We start from the raw sequence: 21,259 nt of genomic DNA, 5'->3' as shown, positions 1-21,259 counted from the left end.
GCTCAGCCTCTTTCATTGCTTATATACGTAAAAAAGGAGGGAGCTCATGCTGAAGTATAGTGTGAAGCGGATATTGGGTATGATTCCGCTATTGTTTGTTATATCTCTAATAGCCTTTATGTTCGTTCACTTGATACCCGGTGACCCCGCGAGGTTAATCGCCGGTACGGACGCGACGATTGAAGAAATTGAGAATATCCGTGAAAAGTACGGATTAGATCAGCCGTTGTACAAGCAGTATATGGACTATATGGGGAATCTATTTCAAGGCGATCTAGGACAGTCGATTGTAACAGGGCGCCCTGTTCTAGACATGTTAGTCGAGCGCTTTGGTCCGACCCTTAGACTGACACTAGCCAGTATGGCCTGGGCGCTCCTGTTTGGTCTCTTAATTGGCGTTATTTCAGCTGTTAAACGAAATAAATGGCCAGATCACTTGTCCATGTTTTTCGCGGTATCTGGTGTATCGATCCCGTCCTTTTGGCTTGGACTTATGATGATTCAACTATTCTCCGTTCAGTTGGGCTGGTTCCCGACAGGAGGAATTGGGGGAATTGAAACGTATATCCTTCCATCCTTTACACTCGGAGCAGGTGTAGCGGCTATTATTGCCCGTTTCACGAGATCGTCATTAATGGATGTGTTAAAAGAAGATTACATTCGCACAGGGCGATCAAAAGGGTTGACCGAATTTAAGGTTATTAATCGACATGCCGTCAGAAATGCACTCATTCCGGTCGTCACGATGTCTGGACTGCAGTTTGGATTCTTGTTAAGTGGCTCCATTATTACAGAAACGATCTTTAGTTGGCCGGGCCTCGGGAGATTGTTAATTAATTCCATAACAGCTCGAGATTATCCCGTAATCCAGTCAGAGATTCTATTATTCTCGCTCGAGTTCTTACTTATTAATCTTTTAGTTGACCTACTATACGGATTCTTAAATCCAAAAATTCGCTATGAGGAGGGGTCATAATGGCGGAAGCAGCGACTAGAAAAGAAGAGGAGCAGGAGAAGAAAGTAACCCCTTTCCAACAGTTTTGGAAATCTTTCAAGAAACAAAAAGTCTCCTTCGCAGCAGGGGTCTTTTTACTTCTATTATTTATTGTTGCCGCTATAGGTCCGTTCATCGCTCCTTATGGCCCCCAAGAATACGATTATGACAATCTTTTATCAGGACCTTCTTGGCAACACTTAGCTGGTACTGATGATTTCGGTAGGGACATCTTTAGCCGTATCCTTCACGGAGCTTGGATTTCTCTATCAGTCGGATTATCGTCTGTCTTTATAGGCGCTTTATTAGGAACGATTCTTGGCATTATAAGTGGTTATTTTGGCAAGTGGGTGGATAGTGCGATTATGCGTGTAATGGACGTCTTGCTTGCGTTTCCTGGCATGCTTCTTGCGATTGGGATCATTGCGATTTTAGGGCCTGGCCTTTTTAATGTCGTTATGGCTGTGGCGATTTTTAGTGTGCCTGTCTTTGCACGCATTATCAGAAGTAGCACGCTAGCCATTAAATCAACGCTTTATGTGGAAGCGACTCAATCCATCGGTTCTTCTCACTTTCGAGTAATTATGAAGCACATTTTTCCAGGCACGGTCTCGACGCTAATTGTGTACTTCACGATGCGTATTGGCTCAGCGATTTTAATTGCAGCTGGACTTAGTTTCTTAGGACTTGGCGCTGATCCATCTACACCAGAATGGGGAGCCATGCTTAGTAATGGTCGCGATTATTTAAACAATGCGCCACACGTAACGTTTTTCCCGGGGCTTGCGATTTTCCTTACCGTGCTTGCCTTTAATTTATTAGGGGATGGACTGCGTGATGCGCTCGATCCGAAAATACGAGATTAGGCCGTAGCGAAGGGAGAGAAGGAAGATGTCAGAACCAATCTTATCAATAAATCAACTGTATACAAGCTTCCGCGTTGACGGTGAAACGATTCCGGCTGTGGAGGGGATTGACCTATCCCTTTATCCTGGTGAAATCGTTGGTCTCGTTGGGGAGTCCGGAAGTGGTAAAAGTGTAACCTCCTTATCTGTAATGCAGCTTCTGGATGAAACTCCAGGGGAAGTGACAGGAGGAGAAGTGCTATTCCAAGGGCAAGATCTATTAAAATTCACAGATCGACAAAAGCGAAAGGTACGAGGAAATGATATCTCCATGATTTTCCAAGAACCGATGACTTCGTTGAACCCTGTTTTGAAAATTGGAAAGCAGCTTGTAGAAGCGATTCGAGAGCATCAGCGAATAAGTCAGACGGATGCGAGGAAGCATGCGATTCACATGCTGAATCAGGTAGGCATTCCTCGTTCAGAAGCGATTATGAACGAATATCCTCACCAGCTTTCAGGAGGGATGCGTCAGCGTGTGATGATTGCGATGGCAATGTCGTGTGATCCGAAAGTGTTAATTGCTGATGAACCGACAACAGCTCTGGATGTAACGATACAGGCCCAGATCTTAGATGTCATGCGCAACATGCGTGATCAGCACAACACGTCGATTCTGTTTATCACGCATGACTTAGGTGTTATTGCTGAGATGTGTGACCGGGTGGCTGTGATGTATTCAGGTCGCATCGTTGAGCAGGGAAGCGTGTATGAGATCTTTGAGAATCCGAAGCATCCTTATACAAAGGGACTTCTTGGTTCCATTCCGAAACTCGGAGCGAAAGAAGATCGTTTAGATTCCATTCAAGGTCAAGTGCCTACAGTAGAAGACCGTCCAAAAGGGTGTAAGTTCGCAAACCGGTGTCCATTTGTTATGGACCATTGCTGGGAAGAAGAACCGCCTTTATTTGATGGTAAGAACAGGTGCTGGCTGCACGAGCGAGAGGAGGCTACAGAATGAAAGAACCGCTATTACAGGTCGATGGTTTGAAGAAGCATTTCGTAAGTCAAAAAGGTTTCCGTAAAAGTTCCAAACAGGTGGTCAAAGCCGTGGATGGTGTATCGTTTGATATTAATCCAGGTGAAACATTTGGGCTCGTTGGAGAATCAGGTTGCGGAAAATCGACAACCGGCCGAATGATAATGCAAATGCTTGAGGCGACAGAAGGGACAATCACCTTTGATGGTGAGCGTTTGGACCAATTGTCAGGCAAGGCCTTGAAGAAAGCTAGGAAAGATTTTCAAATGATTTTCCAGGATCCTTATGCTTCCTTGAATCCTCGCATGACGGTTAGAGATATTATTGCTGAGCCGTTAATCGTTCATGAAATGGAAACCTCTAATGGAATTGATAGAAGAGTATACGAACTACTAGATACAGTTGGGTTGCCTCGCAAGGTTGCAGAACGCTATCCGCATGAATTCAGCGGTGGACAACGACAGCGTATTGGGATAGCTCGAGCTCTGGCTGTTAAGCCGAAGCTGATCATTGCCGATGAGCCTGTTTCTGCATTAGATGTGTCGATTCAATCTCAAGTATTGAACTTGTTGAAAGACCTCCAAGATGAATTCGACTTAACGTATTTATTCATTGCGCATGACTTAAGTGTTGTTGATTTCATTTCAGATCGTATTGGTGTTATGTACTTAGGGAAGCTCGTGGAAATTGGAGATCGTGACTCTATCATACAGAATCCACAGCACCCATATACCAAAGCGCTACTATCAGCTGTACCAGTTCCGGATCCAAGAGCGAAGAGGGAGCGGATTGTCCTAGAAGGTGACCTACCAAGCCCCTCAAATCCACCATCAGGCTGCCCCTTCCACACTCGTTGCCCGTTCGCCTGGGACCGCTGTGTGAACGAAACACCAGAGCTCCAAACAGCCGAAACAACAGGCCACACCGCCGCCTGCCACCTCCTTGACGAGCTTTAGTGAAGTAAAGCGTGCCAGACACGCGTCAGTGCAGTAGAGAAGTGAAGGGTGCCAGGCACGCGTTAGTACGGTAGTGAACGAAAGGGTGTCTGCTGCTGTACTCTAGCTTTGTTAGCAGAATTGGCCTAAAAAACGGTTTTAATCGTGTATAAGACTCTCATATATATGAAAAAAGAAGCCTTTCCCGCTAACCGGGAGGGCTTCTTTACGTTAAGGTCTTAAAATGTGCGTTCCACTGCTTCGCTTTTTCTAGTGCAAGAAGATCTGATTTAATTTCCCCTGGCTTTACAGCGTTTGCTATCACATAGTCCGTATAAGTCATACCAACAAAATCAAAGATATGCCCGAATTGCTGAATAAGAGGGAGGGCTGTGATATGGGGGTTACTTCCACCAGCAGTCACCACATAAGCCTGCTTTTCCCTCAAGGAATCTTTCATGTTAAAGCGCTCATCTCTTAAATACTGACTCCAGCGATCAAAGAAAATCTTCATTTGCGCAGACATTCCGAACCAATAGACAGGCGTTGCGAATATGATGATATCATGAGCTAGCAGTTGTTCTAGAACCCATTCATAATCATCTGCAGAAGGAGAAAATCCTTTCTCGCTATGGCGCTCATCAATAATCGGATCGAGTTTATAATCGCCTAAAAAAAGTTCCGTATGCTGAACCCCGTCCATGATCTGATGAACCAGATATTCCGTATTCCCCTCACGCCTTGAACTGCCTAGAAGCGTTAAAATTTTCATCGTATCACTCCTTCTTAGTGTTTTCCATATAAAGGGGCTTTTAGGGAGGATCATAAACCCCAATAGGATTATTGCCTTTTTAAATTGTACCATTGTATGCACCATCAACGTTATCTATAATAGATGATACTAATCATTCAAAATATTGATGGGAGACAGGTATGGATTTAAAGTTATTTGAAACCTTCCACGAGGTAGTCAAGTCAGGAAGTTATACAAAGACCGGCGAAGCTTTGGGGTACGCTCAATCAAGCGTAACGACACAAATTAAAAAGATAGAAGATTATTATGGAATAAAGTTATTTGAGCGAGTAGGGCAAAGGATGCGTCTTACATCTTCAGGTGAAGAACTACTCTACTACACAAAACAAGTGGAGAATCTATTAGATGAAGCGAAAATTCGGTTATCAGAAGGGAGCTCTGTAAGAGGTACAATTCGAATTGGGACGGTCGAATCTTTGGCTGCCTATTTTATCACGCCTTATATTAAATCATTAAAAACACGTCATCCCGACCTTGTTATTCAACTTGAGGCAGGGCTTTGTCCGAATTTAAAGCAAGGAACGGTCGAGGCCAATTTTGATGTAGCTATCCTTTTAGATCGGTATGTGAATCATCCAAGCTTAACCACGATTCCAATTCGAGAAGAGGAACTCGTACTCATTGCCCCACCTAATCATCCGTTATCAAAAGAGTCTCATCTGGATCTAAAAGCTTTGGCAGCGGAAACACTTATTTTGACAGAACAGGGCTGTTCATACCGCACTTTGTTTGAGGACTTGCTTCGAGAAGAAGGGGTAGACATTCAATCTGTCATATCTTTTACTAGCCTCGAAGCGATCAAGCAATGTGTAGCAGATGGTCTTGGGATTGCGCTCTTACCTAAGATTACGGTAGAACAGGAATTAAAGCAGAATAAGGTAGTTGAGCTACCGTTTCACCATGAGAAGTTAACCTTATGGACGCAGCTTGTATACCAAAAGAAGAAGTGGATTACACCTCCAATTCAAGAGTTATTGACCCTTATAACAGATCAAGCAGAGTAGCCATCATTTTTATTGATATCTATCATTAAAAACCTTGCATAATGGTTGGCTCCCTTAGCATGGTATGATGGCCGGTGAGGTGATTTTATGAATACATTTTTACAACACAATCCAACTAAACTTTATTTTGGCGAAGGTCAAGTTGAACATATTGCAACAGAAATTCCTGAAGACAGCCGGGTTCTCCTTGTATATGGGGGCGGAAGTATTAAAAGGAATGGTGTCTATGATGCCGTAATGGGTCAGTTGAATAGTATGAATGCTTCTGTCTTTGAACTTTCTGGGGTTGAACCGAATCCTCGTTTAACAACGGTAGAGAAAGGGGTTGCGATTTGTAAAGAAGAACAAATCGACTACCTTTTAGCTGTTGGAGGGGGGAGTGTAATTGATTGTACAAAAGGAATTGCGGCTGCTGCTCATTATGATGGTGAGGCGTGGGATTTATTTACACAGAAAGCTCCTATCGAATCAGCCATTCCCCTTGGCACTGTGCTTACATTGGCAGCAACAGGATCTGAGATGAACCCTGTATCTGTCATTACAAATTGGGACACGAAAGATAAAATTGGCTGGGGTTCACCACATGTGTATCCAACATTCTCTATTCTTGATCCATCCTATACGTTCTCAGTACCTGAAGAACAAACGGTATATGGAATCGTTGACAGTATGTCCCATGCATTAGAGCATTACTTTCATCGTACAGAGAATACGCCAATGATCGATGGGTTTATTGAGTCCTTATTAAGGACAGCCATTGAAACAGGACCGAAGCTTGTTAGAGATCCTCGATCCTTCGACCACCGTGAAACGATGATGTACCTTAGTACCACTGCTTTTAATGGAACACTCTCTAATGGAACAGATGGCGGAGATTGGGCTACACACCGCATTGAGCATGCGATCAGTGCAGTCTATGACATACCTCATGGAGGCGGATTGGCGATTTTGTTCCCTAACTGGTTAGAGCACGTACTTGAAGAAGATCCAACACGTGTAAAGCAGTTAGCTGTGAGAGTCCTTGGAGTGTCACCTGAAGGAAAAGAAGATAAGGAAGTGGCGCTTGAAGGGGCAAAAGCCTTACGTGACTTCTGGAATTCAATTGGAGCACCCGATCGATTAAGCGACTACGAGATTGATGCTGCCCATTTCGATGACATTGTTAAGAAAACATTTATCAAGCCAGGTGTCGGGACGTACAAAGAGATGGACCATGCTAGCGTTCTTGATATTCTGAATCGTTCATTATAGCACGTTACATATAAAAGGAGCGCATCTATCCAATAGAGGCGCTCCTTTTATTTAGTAGGCGAAGCTAGTTGCTTTCATAATCAACTGAATTAGCTATATCAATCAGTGACTCCATAGTAACTTTACTAGAAATCTTTAAAGAATAATAAATCCAACACTAACAGAGCCCAAGAAATATATAGAAAAAAAGTCACATATATGGTACTTTTAATACTAGATTACAACGTAAATAGGCAAATATATCGAAAGGTATGGACGCAAAGCCACGAGCCTAAAGTCTTAAGGAACACGGTCGTCGGGCTGCAACTTTCGAGAGGTCTTCGTTTGAGACTTCTTTTTTTAATCTATTCCTTTTCATTGTGTCTTTTATGTTTACTTGGAGGGAATCAAAACGAAGAACGTGTATTTTTTCGCTAAACGATTAAAGTTCTAAGGATAGGGTATAGTGAAGAGGAGTGTTCATAAGCATATAAAGACTGTACTATTTGCTTGATCATGAGGCAATCGCATACCAAAAAAGAATACATTGGATATGAGGAATCAATCAACCATGGAAAACAACCCAAACAATCGAATTACAAAAGAAGATATTGATCTACTTATTCAGAAGTTAGATGACTTAATTAATGAAGAAGAGGACAATATTTCTTGTAAATAAGAAATAAAACGCCCAAGCTTATCATAAGCTTGGGCGTTTCTTTATAGGGAGAACCTATTTACTTCATCGTCTAATCGCTCAGAAAGTTCAGCTAATTCTTTAGAGCGGTTAGAGATCTCTTCCATAGAACTGCTCGATTGCTCTGCAGACGCTGCGGCTTGTTCAACACCTGCTGCAGATTCTTCTGAAACAGACGCGATCTCTTCTATAGAATGATTCATTTCTTGGCTGTTATCTACGATTTCGGTTAGCGTTGTGGTGACTTGCTGGATGTTTGAGGCCATATCTGACACGGACTGATAAATACTCTCGAATGTTTCACCTGTCACTTTAATTTGTTTTGATCCCTTATCAACCTCAGCATATCCTTGTTCTAAAGACTGCACAACAGTAGCGGATTCCGACTGAATGGTTTGAACGATTCCTGTGATTTCGACAACAGAATGGGAGACTTGTTCAGCCAACTTCCTTACTTCATCAGCCACAACCGCGAACCCTTTACCGTGTTCTCCTGCACGTGCTGCCTCAATTGCCGCGTTTAACGATAAGAGGTTGGTTTGGTCGGCAATGTCTCGGATGACTTTAACAAGTTTTGATATTTCTTTCGACTGAGCATCTAGCCCTCTTACGCTATCAACCGATGTTTTCACAATGCCATCGATTCGCTCCATTTGCTCAACAGACTGATTCATTAAGTCTGTGCCTTCTTTTGTCATCGTTAACACGCTTGCTGATGTGTTTGAGATCGTTTCGCCGCTCCTGTGCGCTTGTTGAATTTCTTTGAGGAGATGATCCATCATGACTGCAAGGCGAGAGGAACTAGTCGCTTGTGTTTCAGCTCCAGACGATAACTCTTCCATGGTTACTGCGATTTGTTCACTTCCTTCTTTTACTTCATAAGAAGACTGTGTGAATTCCTCACTTTGTTTTGTGACAGTAGAGGAGACGCTCGCGATGTTTGAGATCATATCCTTTAAATCGTTTTTCATTCCATTAATAGCGATTGTAAGAGAACCAATTTCATCTTTTGAGTGGTGATGAATGTCATCTGAATCTAACCTTCCTTGAGCGACTTCGTTTGCTAAGTTGGTCACTTTACCTAGTGGCTTAATTCTGCGATAAAGCGTCAGATATGTAGTCGCGCTTAACAAAATCATAAGTCCTACTGCACCAATCGTTAAGTATAAAAAGGTCTCCATTTGGCGTTTGGCTGAGCCTGCTTTACGAGCTCCGAGGGCTACAAGCTCAATCTGGAATGTTGCTAAATTCTCATCAATACTAGCTTTCATACTTTGATAATTCTGATCAAACACTCTCATTTGAGCCATCTCCATATTGTTCTTCTCAACAGAAGAAATGGCTTTTGCTTCGATTTGTGCTAATTCATTTGATTTCTTCACAGCTTCTTCTACATGAGCCATGATATCGTCAGGAACATTGTATGTAGCTAATTCGTCTAAGGCGCTGTCTCTCCGCTTTGTTTTCTTTACTTCGGTGTTATAGTTTTCAAGATTTTCCGGTGCTCCGTATTGGGAGTAAATGCGTACCTGGTTCGTCAAAAAATCTGACGCTTCCTGGACCTGACGTCCTAGGCTTTGAAACTTCATTTGTTGTTCGACTGCTTCTGTTCGGTTGCTGATACTCATAAATAGCAATGATAAACTAATGATGGCAACTGCACCAAGCAACGTAACGGTTAACCCAATTCCTTTTACTAACTTGGATATTTTCAAGTGACCCACCCTTTCTTTTCAATTCTTATAAACGCATCATTCATAAGGCTCCCTCTAATTCCAAATATGTGGGTAAAAAAACCTATCCTCCTTTTTATCGGTCATTATGAAACAATATCAATTAAAATAGGTTAAAATGTTAGAAAATTAAATCAACTATTGAGTTGAGTAGAAAAAAGCCAGGGAGAGATCCCTGGCTTTGGTTATAGTGTAGCATTGTAAAGTTGTTTGGCTGCATGTGTACCATTTGGATGTGCGGTGATAGCGGATATGAAAGAGCCGCCGTCTGCGCCTGCTTCGAACACATCTTTTAGATTACCTGAATGAATACCGCCGATAGCGACGATTGGGAAGTCATGAACTTCTTTTCTAATCTTAGTTAAGCCTGTTAATCCGATAGGTGTTTTGGCGTCTATTTTTGTAGACGTTTGATAGATGGGACCGACCCCAATGTAATCGATGGAATCGAAGGGTGAGCTTAAGGCCTCTTCTAGAGAAGTGATGGAGAGACCGATCATAAGCCCGCTACACCGATTCACAACTTCACGAATATCGGAGTCATCCTGCCCAACATGAATGCCATCAGCTTTTATCCTAAGAGCAAGATCAACATCATCGTTGACGATAAAGGGGATCTGGTACTCCTGGCAAATGAACTGCAAGTCTTTTGCTAACTGGATTTTCTGATCACCTTTAAGGGAATGGGGACCTTTCTCCCTATACTGAAAACAAGTAATTCCACCCTGAATCGCTTCTAACAAAATATCTCTGGGGTTTCTTTGACAATCTTGACTCCCCATAATGAAATAGAGCTTTAATAAGGATTTAATCTGAGCTTTCATCTTGTTTCTACTTTCTGACGCTTTCTAACTTCCTCAGGTGTGATGGTGTAAAGGGCATCTAGGAAGTAAGGGTGAAGGGTCCCAGGTCCTTCAACGTGCGGGTGTTCCACAGCGATTTCACTTGCGATTGTATAGACGGATATGGCTTCAACGACTTTCTGGACGTTTGGGCCTTCAAGAGAGAGGAAGGCCGTTAGAATAGAGCTGAGTAAGCACCCGGTGCCTGTAATGCTACCTAAGAGCGGGGTGCCATTCAGGCATACAACGGTTTCATTTTGGTTGGCGATCACATCCGTTTCCCCGGTTAGGGCGATTAGACAAGTAAGGGAAGTGGCTGCTTTTTGAGCAAGCTTTACTACATCTCCATCTCCAGCTGAATCGACACCTCTTGATTGCCACTGATTCTCACCAATTAAGGCTGCAATTTCACTGGCATTTCCGCGAATCGCTGTAATATTTAGTTCATCTAGAAGTCTATGACAAGTTTCCAGACGAAAAGGAGTAGCACCAGCGCCTACAGGGTCTAATACAACGGGAATCCCTTTTTTGTTGGCCGCTTTTCCTGCCAAGAGCATGGCTTCTACATCTGTTGAGGAAATCGTTCCAATATTTAATAGAACACCACTTGAAATGCTTGCCATGTCAGATACTTCATCAATAGATTTTGACATAACAGGAGCGGCTCCAATGGCATATAACCCATTAGCGGTAAAATTCATGACGACCTCGTTTGTTAGGTTATGAATAAGTGGCGTTGTTTCTCTTAACTTTTGCAAATAAGTCATTATACATATTCTCCTTTCCGTTTTGTGTTCTGATAAGCCCAATGATTCGTAGGTCCTTGGCCGTGCCCAATCTCGAGTGTATGTTCAATGGCTGCTGATATGAAGGTCTTAGCCACACTCACGGCTTCATTTAAGCTTTTGCCTTTTGCAAGTTCAGCTGTGATCGCAGCTGCATAGGTGCACCCGGTCCCGTGTGTGTGCAATGTATCAAAGCGAGGAGAGGTAAAGGTTTTGAACGTATCTCCGTCGTAAAAGAGATCAGTTGCTTCTCCATCAAGATGACCTCCTTTAATGACAACAGAAGAAGAGCCAAAATCGTGTACAATCCTTTTGGCAGCATCGTATCGATCTTCTTCTGATTCCAAGCTTCTCCCTGTTAACGCCGCTGCTTCCGGAATGTTTGGTGTGACAATCGTTGCAAGAGGGAGGAGCTCATCGCGCATGGCTTGCAATGCTTTATGATCAACGAGAGCATCACCGCTTTGGGCAATCATGACAGGATCCACGCAAAGAGGTAACGTAAGAGGACGCAGGTGCTCTGCAATGGCTTCAATCATTTCAGAATTTGCAATCATTCCTGTTTTGACCGCGTGAACAGGCATATCGTTCGTAACAGATTCAAGCTGCTCTTTTATAAAACTAGCTTCTAAATGGCGAATTCCCTTCACACCTAACGTGTTTTGAGCAACAACAGAAGTGATGACAGACATACCGTACACCTCTAATTCTTGAAAGGTTTTAAGATCTGCCTGAATACCTGCGCCCCCACTAGGGTCCGTGCCCGCAATTGAAAGAGCACCTTTCACGTTACGCATGACTCGTCACCTCTTTGAGAGAGGAAGTTGGCCATGTTTCCAAGCGGTACGCCATTTCCCAGAATGCCCACTCTAACTGACAGCTCTTTATAAAAGCATCTTTCATGGCTTTCTTTTCCCGAGGTGAAGCAGTCTCTGCCCAGGCGTCTAGTTTTTTGCGAAGTTGATTCGTTGTGGCTTTTATTTCATCGTTCACATAAAAGGTGATCCACTCATAAAAAGGGTGGTCAGGTGTTGGCTGCACGTGCTCCATTAAATAGTCCCCAATTTCTAGGTACGTCCAAGGGCATGGAAGGAGTACCGCCAAGATTTCTCCAAGTGTCCCTTCGTGGGCATGGGTCTTCATATGTTTAATGTAGTGGTCAGCCGTAGGGGGAAGGGGATATCCCTGTAAATCCTCATACGGGGTTTCAATATAAGCGCATAGATTGTGATGGGGATGAATCTCGCTATTAAGAACAAATTCGATATTTTCTTTGAAAAACGCGATATCCTCCCGATCGCTACATTTAGAAATCGCAATTCCATACACATTCATGAATGCATGAAGGTACTCGGCATTGGCTTTCACGTAATGAGCTACGGCTTCTTTTGGGAGGTCTCCTTCTCCAATCCCTTTCACAAAAGGATGGTTGAAAATTGCTTGAAAAATCGGCTTTGCATCATGACGAAGTTGGTCAGTAAATGACATAGTAGTTGCCTCCTGGTTTTATTTATAGGAAGTGAACCAGGTAGTGAGGAGGGAGGGGGTTGGGGGTGTTGAACATAAAAAAACCGCTCCTAGAACTGGAGCGGTTTCTGGATTATAAAATAATAGATTGAGAGATCACATGAGAATAATGCGCCCACAAATCTTAGGTATAACAAATCCAACCGACTCCACTTCCCTTCGCTGGTACTAACCAGATCAGGTTCAAAGGGACCAAGGATTTCTCCTTATCTCAGCCAAAAAATGGGCGCCCCTAGTGGACTTCCTATATTGTACCGATACCTTAACATAGGTTTCCTGGATTTGTCTACATTGGAAAGGGTCCGTTACTTTAAAAGGGTTTGGGCTGGATGGGGGACAACTCGCTTTCCTGCGGCCCCACACGATGGGGGGTCGTTCGACGTAGTCACAGGACGTGACGTTTCTAGTCGAACTTCCTCTTTCTTTTTTACCTCCTCGTTCGCTGTCGCTCACTGTGGGGTCTTGCCTAGGCTCATATTTCCGCGGGAGTCTCGCAGTCCCCCATCCAGCCCTGGCTGTTAATAGAAAAACGGACCCACAGAAAAAGGAATGTATCACGGCTTATGTTAAGAAAGCAACGGAGGAATTTTTTCTCGAACTAAAGCCTTCCAGGATTAATAGACCATTTTTCTAGCTAAAAGATTAGGAGATTTGCAAAGTTGGAAGGTTGTGTTAGTCTAATAAACAAAGTTTACAAGATTTAATGATACTACTAGGGGAGCCTGAATGGGCTGAGAGGGGAGCAATGGAGCTTCCTGACTCTTACGAACCTGATCTGGGTCATACCAGCGGAGGGAAGTAGTCAGGCGATACGTCTGTATACTCTACCATTCGAAGTCAGGTCTATTACAAGATCTGGCTTTTTTGTTTCCCCTTATTTAGAAAGGGAGAGGAATGTAATGAACAAAACAAGAATGATCACGACAATGGCAATCTTTGTAGCGATTGGGACGTTAGGGGCGCAAGTGTTATGGTTTCCGGCTGGGATCGCCAAAGCCTATCCTGTACAGCATGTTGTCAATGTACTGGCAGCAGTGACTTTAGGACCGCTCCCGGCTGTAGCCATTGCGTTTGTGATTGGCATTTTACGTGTTCTTCTAGGGTTAGGGACGCTTTTAGCTTTTCCAGGAGGGATGATTGGGGCTCTACTGGCAGGGATTTTTTATAAGATTTCCAAGAGAAAAGGATTGGCTGTTGTTGGGGAAGTGTTGGGTACAGGTGTGATTGGTGCGTTGTTTGCAGTACCTTATGCGCAATTATTTATGGGTACTTCCGTAGGGGCTCTAGCGTTTTTACCGCCTTTTTTCGTAAGTAGTGTGTCAGGTGCTTTTCTTGGGTGGTTTGTGCTGTCGAGAGTTGGGGAGAGGTTGAGTGTTCGTAGGGTTTGAAGTGTATGGTGTGATGCAACTCGGTTTTGAGTATAGATATGCTTATTTCTGACCTTTTATAGTCGATGACCAATCAAAAGGTAAGAGAAAGGCTTGATCTGTAACCTTTTAATTGCTAGAAACGGTAAAAAGGTAATAGAACAACACTATCTACGCCCTTTTGAGAGATAAGTGCTTCAAAAGGTCAGAGATAACCTGAATCAGTGACGTTTTATGGTGAGAGTTTTAGAAAAGGTAAGAGATCCAGTCAGCGGATAGCCTAAATCAAAAGAAAAAGCCCAGACCATATTGGACTGGGCTTCTCATTCACTTGTTTGCATCTAGCTGCGGCGCCCGGCAACTAGTAGACTTCCCTCACCTCCGGTCGATTAGTCAACATCGATTCGCTTATGCTCATCGTGTTTCCTAGATCTCGCGGTGGTTCAGTCCAGTCTATACGTTGCTAAACGGGCACCTCCGCTTTTGTTATAGCTTTCAAGAAGCTACAAATGACGTGCTTTTTTGAGCTGCTGATACAGGGGTTGGTTCTTCCTGCTGGCTCAAGTTTTGAATCATGGGTAATCGTGCAAGATCCATGTTGCCTCCGCTTACGATGATTCCCGTATGATTCGATTGGATGTTGGAACCGTGCTCGAGAACAGCTGCAAGTGCTGAGGCTCCGGCTCCTTCGACAAGTGACTTGTTTCGCTCAAGCATCGTAACGATGGCTTTTGCGATGTGTGTTTCTGACACGGTTACGATCTCATCGACGTATTGCTTGATGAGTGGGAACGTGTTTTGACCAGGTTTCTTCACGGCGATTCCATCTGCAATGGTGGAAACACTCTTTAAGGTGGAAGGTCCTTGTTTGTAATACTGATTGTACATAGCACTCGCTCCTGCAGACTGCACGCCGATGATCTTAATAGACGGCTTCACAGATTTAGCTGCAACGGCGACACCACTAATCAGTCCGCCTCCTCCGATTGGAACAACTAGCGTATCAAGGGATGGATTTTGTTCAAGCATTTCAAGAGCAATCGTACCTTGGCCGGCCATCACGTCATAATCATCAAATGGATGAATAAAGACGCTGCCATTTCGGCGCTGATCAGCACATGCTGCCTCAAATGATTCTTGGAAAGATTCGCCGGTCAGCACGATTTCAGCTCCGTAGCTCTCTGTTGCCTTGACTTTAGCCTCTGGCGTATGCTCAGGCATAAAGATTTTCGCCTTGATTCCTCGTTTGGAAGCGGCAAGGGCTACACCTTGTGCGTGATTTCCTGCAGATGCAGCGATGACACCTCTTTTAGCTTCTTCTTTAGTTAGCTGAGAAACTTTAAAGCTGGCCCCCCGAACTTTGAAAGCACCTGTTTTCTGCATGTTTTCCATTTTGAAATAAACTTGTTTTCCTGTTAGGTCGTTGATTGATGTTGAAGTTGTTAGTGGGGTGCGGTGGACCACGTCTTTAAGGTGCTCCATCGCCTCCGTGATTTTGGTTCCTGTTAAGCAATTCCCAATGTCTTCACACTCCTACTTTTTTAGATTCGTATTGCTTGATCTTATTTTCATGGGTGAGGGTGACGGATATGTCATCCCACCCATTGATCAACATTTCTTTTTGGTAATCATTGACTTCAAACGACGTTTTGAATCCTTCATTGTCGTATATAACCTGGTTTTCAAGGTCAGCGGTTAAATGATACGTTTCGTTTTCTGCTTTTTGAATGAGCTGGCTAATTTCTTCTTCTGGTAGTGTGACAGCAAGAATGCCGTTCTTCACGCAGTTGTTAAAGAAGATATCGGCAAAGCTTGGGGCAAGTATGACTTTGAATCCATAATCTTCAAGTGCCCAAGGAGCATGCTCACGAGATGAGCCGCAACCGAAGTTCTCACCTGCAACGAGAATAGAAGCCCCGTTGTACTTAGGTTGATTTAATGAGAAGTCTTCTTTCTTTGTTCCATCATGATGAAAGCGCCAGTTGTAGAAGAGAAACTGGCCAAACCCTTGTCGTTCAATGCGTTTTAAGAATTGCTTCGGTATAATCTGATCAGTATCTACATTGGAGCGGTTTAACGGATAAACCAAACCCTCATGCTTCCGAATCGGTTCCATTGTCTTATCCCTCCTGGTAAAGGGGGGAGAGATCGCTTTTCTGCATTAAAGCAGAAGAGCGTGCCAGTCCCCCTTTGTTGCTTTAGCGTAATGAACGGTGTCAGGCACGCTTTAGTGTTGTAAAGCGCTTGTGAATTGGCGGACGTCTGTGAAGTGGCCGGTGATGGCTGCGGCTGCGGCCATTTCTGGGCTCACTAGGTGAGTACGTGCGTCTGTTCCTTGTCGTCCTTCGAAGTTACGGTTTGATGTGGAAGCACAGCGTTCTCCTGGTGGAATGACGTCATCGTTCATAGCTAGGCACATGCTACAGCCGGCATCCCGCCATTCGAAGCCTGCCTGTTTGAACACGACATCTAATCCTTCTGCTTCAGCTTGTAGTTTTACGGATTGAGAACCAGGGACCACGATAGCTGTTATAGAAGAGTGAACCGTTTTGCCTCGAACAATTTCGGCAGCTTTTTGCAAGTCACTGATCCGTGAATTGGTACAAGAACCAATGAAGACGTGCTCAATTGCAATGTCTGAAATGGGCTGATTCGGCTGTAAATCCATATAGTTTAAAGCGTGTTCAATCTCTGCCCGCTTATTATCTGAAGTAGCTTCAGCAGGGTCTGGAACTGATGCTGAGACCGGCAGGCACATGCCTGGGTTTGTTCCCCACGTAACTTGTGGTTCGATTTCAGAAGCATCGATCTCAAGCGTATGATCGTACACAGCGCCTTCGTCTGAAGCTAGAGCCAGCCATTCATCTGCGGCTTCATCGAAAGCCGCACCTTCTGGAACGTGGCGTTTACCGCGAAGGTACTCGACTGTTGTTTCATCAGGGCTAATTAAACCAGCACGTGCACCGGCTTCAATCGACATGTTACAAACTGTCATACGCTGTTCCATCGTAAGGGAGCGAACCGCATCGCCTGTATATTCAATCACATAACCTGTTCCGAAGCGTACCCCGTATTTCCCGATAACAGCTAGTATTAAATCTTTCGCTGTAACGCCTGTGCCAAGCTCTCCGTTTACTTTTATGTTTAAAGTTTTCGGAGATGCTTGCCAAAGAGTCTGTGTGGCTAGCACGTGTTCAACTTCACTCGTTCCAATACCAAATGCTAACGCGCCAAATGCACCATGTGTAGAAGTATGACTATCTCCACAAACGATTGTTTTGCCTGGCTGAGTAAGACCAAGCTCAGGTCCGATGACGTGAACAATGCCTTGATCAGGGTGATCAATATCAGCTAAAGGGATGCCGAATTCATCGCAATTTTGTTTTAACGTCTCCATTTGTTTCTTAGAGACGGCATCTTTAATGATATGACGTTCACGCGTCGGTACGTTATGGTCCATCGTGGCGTAGGTGCGTTCTGGGCGACGAACAGAACGACCGTTCATGCGTAATCCTTCAAACGCCTGTGGTGATGTGACTTCATGAATTAAATGGAGATCGATATAGAGTAGATCTGGCTTTCCTTTTTCTTGATGGACAACATGTTGATCCCAAATCTTTTCAACGATTGTTTTGGGCTGGGTCATGGTCTCACTCCTTTATGAAAAAATAGGGGAGGGGACATAAGGTGTTTGGTCACCTTATGTCCATCTCACTAAACGTAACAAGTCATAATACTGTGTGTGGCATCTTGTGTCGTCACTCGCTCTAGGACGAGGCGAGTCATTTCTTTAGTGCCGACTTGTTTACCGCCTTTAACGTCTAAATCGCCTGTGCAGTAGCCATCCTCTAGTACTTGTTGAACAGCTTCTTCAATCACAGCTGCTTCTTTCTCTAATCCGAATGAATGGCGAAGCATAAGTGCGGTTGAAAGAATCGTAGCAAGTGGATTTGCAACTCCTTGACCTGCGATGTCTGGTGCTGAACCGTGAACTGGTTCGTATAACCCCATACCGTCTTCTCTGAGACTAGCAGAAGGAAGCATCCCGAGTGATCCCGTTAATACAGAAGCCTCATCACTCAAAATATCGCCGAACATGTTCTCTGTAACGATGACGTCAAACTGTCTTGGATTTGTGATGAGCTTCATCGCAGCTGCATCGACTAGCAGGTGTTCTACTTCAACATCCGGATAATCTGCCTTTTTCTCCTCAACGACTTCTCTCCAAACTTTACTTGATTCTAAGACATTCGCTTTATCCACGCTTGTTAAGTGTTTGCGTCTTAAGCGAGCGCTCTGGAACGCATTATCTACAATTCTCTCAATTTCATGTCGCTGATAGGAGAGGGTATCAACAACTTCTTGGCCGTTGTTCCGTCTTTCACTAGGTGTTCCAAAGTATAGACCACCTGTTAATTCACGAACGATTAGAAGGTCACTCCCGGCAACAACTTCATGTTTCAACGGGGAAGCGTGGAGAAGTTGATCGAACCCTTTGATTGGACGAAGGTTAGCGAAAAGACCAAGCTGCTTGCGGATCCCAAGAAGCCCTTTTTCTGGGCGAAGGTGAGAAGGATTTTGATCCCATTTTGGTCCACCAACGGCTCCTAGTAAAACAGCATCGGATTGCTGACAAGCTCGAACTGTATCTTCTGGGAGAGGAGTGCCATGTTTATCAATGGCTGCTCCTCCAATATCGTGTGTATGATACGTAAATGTATGGTGGAAGCGTTCAGTGACGGCTTCTAGAACTTGTTTAGCAGACTCGATGACTTCCTGACCAATTCCATCACCAGGTAACAATACGATTTGCTTTTCCAATAGTAGAACCTCCTTATACGGGCGCAGATTGTTTATTTAATAGTTGTTGATTTAAAATAACGCGGTTAACGGCATTTAAGAATGCGTTCGCAGAAGCTTCAAGAACATCTTGTGCTGCCCCACGGCCGCTCGCTGCCGTTCCGTTAACAGTTAGCCTTACGTGTACTTCTGCAAGGGCGTCGCGTCCTTCACCAACTGAACTCAAGCGATAATCTTCTAAGTGAATATCCTCATGGATTAGAGCCTCAAGGGTGTTATAGATGGCTTCAACACTACCTTGGCCTGTTCCAGCTGTCTCTACGCGTGTATATTCTGGTGTCGTCATAGCTACTGTGGCAGTAGGGATGTTGGCGGAACTATATTGAACCTGGAAAGCTTCTAGTTTATATTTGGCAGCATCCGATGAGTCGGTTTGAACATCTGTCAAAATTGTAAACAAGTCTTCGTCTGTTACGTCTTTCTTCCGGTCTGTTAAACTCTTGAAAGCTTTGAAAGCATCTTTAAGCTTTTCTTCAGAAAGGTCATAGCCAAGGGATTTCACTTTATCTTCGAAAGCGTGACGGCCTGAATGTTTCCCAAGAACCATATTACTAGCCCCGATGCCAACCATTTCAGGCGTGATGATCTCGTAGGTGGAAGCGTTCTTCATCATGCCATCTTGGTGAATACCAGATTCATGGGCAAAGGCGTTCTTTCCTACGATCGCTTTGTTGCCAGGGACAACCATCCCAGTAAACTTGCTGACTAGATCACTCGTGCGTTTGATTTCGTTTAATACGAGATTGGTAGAATGCTCGTAGAAATTGTTGCGGATCTGAAGGGCGACAGCGATTTCCTCAATGGAAGCATTACCTGCACGTTCCCCAATGCCATTAATGGTTCCTTCAATCTGAGTTGCGCCGTTTTCAATAGCAGCTAACGAGTTTGCAACCGCCATGCCAAGGTCATCGTGACAATGACAGGAAAGGGAGACGCGATCAATGTTTGGGACATTTTCTTTCACGTAACGGAACAGTTCTCCGTATTCATATGGAGTTGTATAACCAACCGTATCTGGCAGGTTAACAACCGTAGCTCCAGCGTCAATGACCTTCTCAATGATTCGAACAAGGAACTCTTTATCGGATCGACACGCATCTTCTGCTGACCACTCAACTTGTGGGAATCGTTCCCTTGCATATTCGACCATTGCAACAGCAGTTTCAATGACTTCATCAGGAGTCTTCTTCAGCTTATGCGTCATGTGAATAGGGGAGGTGGCTAAGAATACGTGAAGACGAGGTTCTGAAGCGTCTTTCAATGCCTCCCAAGCTGTATCAATATCCGATTTCTTCGCACGTGCAAGCCCGGTTACGGAACTGTTTTTAACGGTGCGTGCAATCTCCTGAACCGATTCAAATTCATTTTGGGAGGAAGCGGGGAATCCCGCTTCCATAATATCTACTCCAAGTTTCTCTAGTTGTTTGGCGATCTCAAGTTTCTCTAGCTTATTTAGATTGACTCCAGGGGACTGTTCTCCGTCTCGTAGGGTTGTGTCGAATACCTTAACGTGCGCCATTTGCGACCACTTCCTTTTCTTTTTTAGATTTGGCCTGCTCTTTCACGAAAGGCATTAATTCACGGAGCTCCTTTCCAACCTGTTCAATTTGATGGCTGTTTTCTTTTACATTGATGGCGTTGAATTGAGGGCGATTTACCTGGTTCTCAAGGATCCACCCTTTAGCGAATGCACCTGTTTGAATATCAGTCAGAACATCTTTCATGCGAGCTTTCGTATCTTCGTTCACAACGTGAGGGCCGGATACGAAGTCACCCCACTGAGCTGTGTCAGAGATTGAATGACGCATGCCTTCAAGACCGCCTTCGTACATAAGGTCAACGATTAGCTTCAGTTCGTGCATACATTCGAAGTAGGCAACTTCTGGCTGATACCCTGCTTCTGTTAGCGTTTCGAAACCGGCTTTTACAAGGCTTGTAAGGCCACCACAAAGGACGGCTTGCTCACCGAACAGATCCGTTTCTGTTTCTTCCTGGAAGCTAGTTTGAAGAACACCTGCACGACCTGCGCCAATTCCTTTTGCGTATGCTTGAGCGAGCTTCTCTGCCTGACCGCTGTAATCTTGATACACACCATAAAGGGCAGGAACTCCAGCGCCTTCTTCAAATGTGCGTCGTACAAGATGCCCTGGTCCTTTTGGAGCAACTAGGAATACATCCACATCTTCTGGTGGTACGACTTGATTAAAGTGAACGTTGAAACCATGGGCGAATACAAGAGCATTTCCTGCATCTAGGTTTGGTTTGATTTCTTCTTCGTAAACAGAAGGTTGATATTCATCCGGAAGAAGAACCATAACCACTTCTGATTCTTTAACAGCGTCAGCAACGCGTTTTACTTCAACCCCGTCTTGTTCTGCTTTATCCCAAGATTTCCCCGGGCGAAGGCCAACGACAACGTCAAATCCGCTTTCTTTCAAGTTTTGTGCATGTGCATGACCTTGAGAGCCATAGCCTACGACTGCGACCTTTTTATTTTTTAAAACCTCTTCGTTAATGTTCTGATTGTAAAGTACTTCTGCCATTTTCAATCCATCCTCTCTGATTTTGGTTTATTCATTGAATATTC

The 21,259-nt window shown here is 44.2% G+C and carries 19 protein-coding genes and 3 riboswitches; of the genes, 7 read left to right on the top strand and 12 right to left on the bottom strand.

From position 1 onward, the window contains the following. Positions 1-46: 46 nt before the first annotated feature. Genes nikB through N780_RS06175 form a run of 4 tightly spaced genes read left to right on the top strand, consistent with a single transcriptional unit; the run spans position 47 to position 3,834 of the window. The gene (gene nikB / locus N780_RS06190) at positions 47-976 is read left to right on the top strand and encodes a nickel ABC transporter permease (protein ID WP_036781451.1); all 930 of its coding nucleotides are present in this window, start codon (positions 47-49) and stop codon (positions 974-976) included. Further along, positions 976-1,860, top strand: a complete 885-nt coding sequence (locus N780_RS06185) for an ABC transporter permease subunit (RefSeq protein ID WP_036781449.1) — start codon at positions 976-978, stop codon at positions 1,858-1,860. Before nikB ends, N780_RS06185 begins: the two co-directional genes overlap by 1 nt. A 25-nt stretch (positions 1,861-1,885) precedes the next feature. Beyond that, a complete protein-coding gene (locus tag N780_RS06180) occupies positions 1,886-2,860 on the top strand; it encodes an ABC transporter ATP-binding protein (RefSeq protein WP_036781448.1) in 975 nt (324 codons plus the stop codon). Next, positions 2,857-3,834 (top strand): ABC transporter ATP-binding protein, encoded by a 978-nt coding sequence (locus N780_RS06175; protein WP_036781445.1) that lies wholly within the window; start codon positions 2,857-2,859, stop codon positions 3,832-3,834. Before N780_RS06180 ends, N780_RS06175 begins: the two co-directional genes overlap by 4 nt. Before the next feature lie 205 nt (positions 3,835-4,039). On the opposite strand, the gene N780_RS06170 is transcribed toward N780_RS06175, so the two are convergent. Next, entirely contained in the window at positions 4,040-4,585 is a 546-nt protein-coding gene (locus N780_RS06170; protein WP_036781443.1) for a flavodoxin family protein, read from the bottom strand. Between the two features lie 161 nt (positions 4,586-4,746). Here N780_RS06170 and N780_RS06165 point away from each other — a divergent pair, with 161 nt between their 5' ends. After that, positions 4,747-5,631, top strand: coding sequence for a LysR family transcriptional regulator (locus tag N780_RS06165; protein WP_036781441.1), 885 nt, complete (start codon positions 4,747-4,749; stop codon positions 5,629-5,631). Between the two features lie 87 nt (positions 5,632-5,718). Continuing rightward, positions 5,719-6,882, top strand: a complete 1,164-nt coding sequence (locus tag N780_RS06160) for an iron-containing alcohol dehydrogenase (RefSeq protein WP_036781437.1) — start codon at positions 5,719-5,721, stop codon at positions 6,880-6,882. Positions 6,883-7,104: 222 nt separating this feature from the next. Further along, positions 7,105-7,190: riboswitch (cyclic di-GMP riboswitch) on the top strand. A 391-nt stretch (positions 7,191-7,581) separates the two neighbouring features. Here N780_RS06160 and N780_RS06155 read toward each other — a convergent pair. The 5 genes from N780_RS06155 to tenA form a co-directional block, all read right to left on the bottom strand. Then, positions 7,582-9,273: a methyl-accepting chemotaxis protein gene (locus tag N780_RS06155; RefSeq protein ID WP_036781435.1), complete on the bottom strand. Its 1,692-nt coding sequence runs from the start codon at positions 9,271-9,273 to the stop codon at positions 7,582-7,584. A gap of 203 nt (positions 9,274-9,476) precedes the next feature. Beyond that, entirely contained in the window at positions 9,477-10,115 is a 639-nt protein-coding gene (gene thiE, locus N780_RS06150) for a thiamine phosphate synthase (protein ID WP_036781432.1), read from the bottom strand. Further along, entirely contained in the window at positions 10,112-10,900 is a 789-nt protein-coding gene (gene thiM, locus N780_RS06145) for a hydroxyethylthiazole kinase (protein ID WP_036781430.1), read from the bottom strand. The genes thiE and thiM overlap by 4 nt, the downstream gene beginning before the upstream one ends. After that, on the bottom strand, positions 10,900-11,715 hold the full coding sequence (gene thiD, locus N780_RS06140) for a bifunctional hydroxymethylpyrimidine kinase/phosphomethylpyrimidine kinase (RefSeq protein ID WP_036781428.1): 816 nt from the start codon (positions 11,713-11,715) through the stop codon (positions 10,900-10,902). Before thiD ends, thiM begins: the two co-directional genes overlap by 1 nt. Further along, positions 11,708-12,406: a thiaminase II gene (gene tenA, locus N780_RS06135; RefSeq protein WP_036781426.1), complete on the bottom strand. Its 699-nt coding sequence runs from the start codon at positions 12,404-12,406 to the stop codon at positions 11,708-11,710. Before tenA ends, thiD begins: the two co-directional genes overlap by 8 nt. Before the next feature lie 176 nt (positions 12,407-12,582). Beyond that, a riboswitch (TPP riboswitch) is annotated at positions 12,583-12,689 on the bottom strand. A 460-nt stretch (positions 12,690-13,149) separates the two neighbouring features. Beyond that, a riboswitch (TPP riboswitch) is annotated at positions 13,150-13,259 on the top strand. An 85-nt stretch (positions 13,260-13,344) separates the two neighbouring features. Here tenA and thiW point away from each other — a divergent pair. Further along, the gene (gene thiW / locus N780_RS06130; RefSeq protein ID WP_036781424.1) at positions 13,345-13,833 is read left to right on the top strand and encodes an energy coupling factor transporter S component ThiW; all 489 of its coding nucleotides are present in this window, start codon (positions 13,345-13,347) and stop codon (positions 13,831-13,833) included. Between the two features lie 474 nt (positions 13,834-14,307). Here thiW and ilvA read toward each other — a convergent pair whose 3' ends face one another. The 6 genes from ilvA to ilvC all read right to left on the bottom strand — a co-directional run bounded on the left by ilvA (position 14,308) and on the right by ilvC (position 21,215). After that, positions 14,308-15,294 (bottom strand): threonine ammonia-lyase, encoded by a 987-nt coding sequence (gene ilvA, locus N780_RS06125; RefSeq protein WP_052114910.1) that lies wholly within the window; start codon positions 15,292-15,294, stop codon positions 14,308-14,310. Positions 15,295-15,337: 43 nt separating this feature from the next. Next, positions 15,338-15,928: a 3-isopropylmalate dehydratase small subunit gene (gene leuD, locus N780_RS06120; protein ID WP_036781421.1), complete on the bottom strand. Its 591-nt coding sequence runs from the start codon at positions 15,926-15,928 to the stop codon at positions 15,338-15,340. Positions 15,929-16,039: 111 nt separating this feature from the next. Further along, the gene (leuC, locus tag N780_RS06115; protein WP_036781419.1) at positions 16,040-17,458 is read right to left on the bottom strand and encodes a 3-isopropylmalate dehydratase large subunit; all 1,419 of its coding nucleotides are present in this window, start codon (positions 17,456-17,458) and stop codon (positions 16,040-16,042) included. 68 nt (positions 17,459-17,526) lie between these two features. Further along, on the bottom strand, positions 17,527-18,633 hold the full coding sequence (gene leuB / locus N780_RS06110; protein ID WP_036781416.1) for a 3-isopropylmalate dehydrogenase: 1,107 nt from the start codon (positions 18,631-18,633) through the stop codon (positions 17,527-17,529). Between the two features lie 13 nt (positions 18,634-18,646). Continuing rightward, positions 18,647-20,191 (bottom strand): 2-isopropylmalate synthase, encoded by a 1,545-nt coding sequence (locus tag N780_RS06105; protein ID WP_036781414.1) that lies wholly within the window; start codon positions 20,189-20,191, stop codon positions 18,647-18,649. After that, the gene (ilvC, locus tag N780_RS06100) at positions 20,178-21,215 is read right to left on the bottom strand and encodes a ketol-acid reductoisomerase (protein ID WP_036781412.1); all 1,038 of its coding nucleotides are present in this window, start codon (positions 21,213-21,215) and stop codon (positions 20,178-20,180) included. Before ilvC ends, N780_RS06105 begins: the two co-directional genes overlap by 14 nt. Positions 21,216-21,259: the final 44 nt, after the last annotated feature.

Source organism: Pontibacillus chungwhensis BH030062 (genome assembly GCF_000770675.1).
In the GTDB taxonomy this organism is placed as follows: Bacteria; Bacillota; Bacilli; order Bacillales; family BH030062; genus Pontibacillus; species Pontibacillus chungwhensis.
This window is presented reverse-complemented; position numbering and strand designations above follow the sequence as displayed.